This is a genomic window from Cupriavidus sp. HPC(L), from assembly GCF_000307735.3.
Classification (GTDB): Bacteria; Pseudomonadota; Gammaproteobacteria; order Burkholderiales; family Burkholderiaceae; genus Cupriavidus.
Genome location: NZ_AMPR02000294.1, coordinates 1 through 2,901 on the forward strand (window position 1 = coordinate 1; position 2,901 = coordinate 2,901).

The 2,901-nt window shown below is 68.2% G+C and carries 3 protein-coding genes; all 3 read left to right on the forward strand.

Annotated features, from left to right (window positions below; all coding sequences use genetic code 11):
* Nucleotides 1–1,140: malonyl-CoA decarboxylase domain-containing protein (locus tag B551_RS15940; protein ID WP_023264517.1), on the forward strand; the 1,140-nt coding region annotated here is incomplete at its 5' end.
* Nucleotides 1,141–1,312: 172 nt separating this feature from the next.
* Nucleotides 1,313–2,305, forward strand: coding sequence for a tripartite tricarboxylate transporter substrate binding protein (locus B551_RS15945; RefSeq protein WP_043440206.1), 993 nt, complete (start codon nucleotides 1,313–1,315; stop codon nucleotides 2,303–2,305).
* Nucleotides 2,306–2,360: 55 nt separating this feature from the next.
* The coding region (locus tag B551_RS15950; RefSeq protein WP_043440208.1) for an enoyl-CoA hydratase/isomerase family protein at nucleotides 2,361–2,901 on the forward strand (541 nt) is incomplete at its 3' end.

A 2,901-nucleotide genomic window follows, 5' to 3' on the forward strand; every position in this document is an offset into this window, starting at 1 on the left:
CAGGGCGGCGGCGATGGTGCCGCCGCGGCCGAGGGCGGCAAGGCCGGGCGCAACGGCTCGGGCCTGAGCCATGCGCTGTCGAGCGCCCGCATCCGCTTCTTCAAGCGGCTGGCCGGGCTGCACGGCCCGAGCGCGAAGTCGGTCTGCGGCCTGCATTTCATCATTCACCTGCGCGCGGACATGCTGCGCTGGTACAAGAAGATCCCCGGCCTGCGCGCGCTCGACGAAGACCTCGAGGGCCTGCTGTCGAATTGGTTCGACGTCGGCCTGCTCGAGCTGCAGCCGATCACCTGGGATTCGCCGGCGTCGCTGCTGGAAAAGCTGATCCGCTACGAGGCGGTGCACGAGATCGCCTCCTGGGCCGATCTGCGCAACCGGCTCGATTCGGATCGCCGCTGCTACGCGTTCTTCCATCCGCGCATTCCGCGCGAGCCGCTGATCTTCGTCGAAGTCGCCTTCGTGCCGGAGATGGCGGCCAACGTGCAAAGCCTGCTCGACGAAGCGGCGCCGCAGGAAGACCTGCGCCGCGTCAAATGGGCGATCTTCTATTCGATTTCGAATACGCAGCCGGGCCTGCGCGGCGTCAGCTTCGGCAATTTCCTGCTCAAGCGCGTCATCGAGGAATTGCAGCGCGATTTTCCCAAGGTCAAGCAGTACGCCACGCTGTCGCCGATACCGGGTTTCGCCGACTGGCTGCGCAAGCAGGACGGCGATACCGTCGCCAAGGTGCTGGGTGGCAAGTGCATGCAGCGCTGGAGCGCCCGCGCGCCGGCCGCGGGCGAGACCACGCCGCCGGCGGTACCGGCCACCGGTGCCGAATGGCTTGCCGCGTTGGGTGCGGGCTCGGACGACGCGCTGGTGCGCGACAGCGGCCTGGCGCTGGCCGCGCACTTCCTGGTGCACGCGCGCAACGGTGCGCTGCCAGCCGACCCGGTGGCGCGTTTTCACCTCGGCAATGGCGCCTGCGTCGAGCGGCTGAACTGGGGTGCGGACCTGTCGAGCAAGGGGCGCGCGCAGTCGTGCGGCATGATGGTCAATTACCTGTACGTGCCGGAGGCGCTCGACGACAATCTGGCCAAGCTCGGCGAGGGCAATCCGCGCATCAGCCGGTCTGTCGCCAAGCTGCTGGCGCGTTCCTGAGGGGAGGGAGCCGGCGGGCATGGACGTGCCGGCTCGCATTGCGCGCCGCATCGCATCACCGCCTCATCCACATCATCCAGTTTCGGCAGTGCATTTTCGACGGGAAGTTCCAACGCGGTTGACACCAGTAGTTCACATCGCATTTTCATAAGACAAAGCGAGGAGACACACCATGGAACGTAGTCAGTTCAAGCGGACGGCAACGATGTTGGCAGTGGCCGGCGGCATCGCGATGATGGCGCTCGCGCCGGCGGCGGCGCAGGAACCGTGGCCGTCCAGGCCGGTCACGATCGTCGTGCCGTTCCCGGCCGGCGGCGGCACCGATGCCTTTGCCCGCCCGCTGGCGGCGCAATTGTCCAAGCAGCTCGGCAAGCAGTTCGTCATCGACAACCGCGGCGGCGCGGGCGGCACGGTCGGCGCCAGCCTCGCCTCGAAGGCCGCGCCCGATGGCTACACGATCTTCATCGGCGGCGCGCACCATGTGATCGCGCCCTCGTTCTACAAGAAGCTCGACTACGACATCGAAAAGGACTTCGTGCCGATCACCGTGATCGCGCAGCCGCCGCAGGTGGTGGTGGTCAACCCGACCAAGGTCCAGGCCAAGACGCTGCAGGAACTGATCGCCTACGCGCGCCAGAATCCCGGCAAGCTGAACTACGGTTCGGCCGGCAACGGGTCGTCGCACCATCTGGCCGGCGAGCTGTTCAAGATCCAGACCAAGACCTTCATCACGCATATCCCGTACAAGGGCGCGGGCCCGGCGCTGTCCGACCTGATCGCCGGCCAGGTCGACATGGTGTTCGACGGGCTGGGTTCGTCGGCCCAGCATATCCGCGGCGGCCGCATCCGCGCGCTGGCGGTGGCCGCGCCCAAGCGCTCGCCGGCGTTCCCCGACGTGCCGACCGCGGCCGAGGCGGGCGTGCCGAACTACGAGGTGTCGACCTGGTATGCGCTGTGGGTGCCGAAGAACACGCCCAAGGAGATCAGCGACAAGCTCTACGCCGAGGTCAACAAGGCCCTGAATACGCCGGAGCTCAAGCAAATCTGGCTGAACAACGGCTCGGAGACGCCGTCGTACACGCCGGACCAGTTCGCGCAGTTCCAGCGCGCCGAGATCAAGCGCTGGGCGCAGGTGGTGCAGCAGTCCGGCGCCAAGATGGATTGATGGCGATGATGTGCGCGACGACGTCGATGGCCACGCCCGACCCGCGGAGGGCCCTGTGAGCGGCGCGGTCAGCTTCGAGCGCGATGGCGACATCGCGCTGGTCACGCTGTCGAATCCGGGCAAGCTCAACGCGATCTCCGAGGCGATGTGGCGCGCGCTGGCCGATGGCTTTGCGGGCCTGTCGGCGGACCGCACGCTGCGCTGCGTGGTGCTGCGCGGCGCCGACGGCAACTTCGCCGCCGGCGCCGATATCGCCGAGTTTCCGCGGCTGCGCGGCGATCCGGCCTCGGTGCGCGCCTACCATGTCGACCTGCTGGCGCCGGCACTGGCTGCGATCGCCGGCTGCCTGCATCCGACCGTGGCCTGCATCGAGGGCGTCTGCGTCGGCGGCGGGCTGGAGATCGCCTGCCATTGCGATCTGCGGATCGCGGCGACGGACAGCCGCTTCGGCGTGCCGATCAACAAGCTGGGTTTCCCGATGGCGCCGGGCGAGCTGCAGGGCCTGCTGGCGCTGGCGGGCCGCGCGGCGACGCTGGAGATCCTGCTCGAGGGCCGGGTGTTCGATGCGGCCGAGGCGCAGGCCAAGGGTTTGCTGA

Bases quoted from the DNA above. Each gene is read 5' to 3' on its own strand.
- B551_RS15945 (WP_043440206.1), top strand. From the start codon at position 1,313: ATGGAACGTAGTCAGTTCAAGCGGACGGCAACGATGTTGGCAGTGGCC.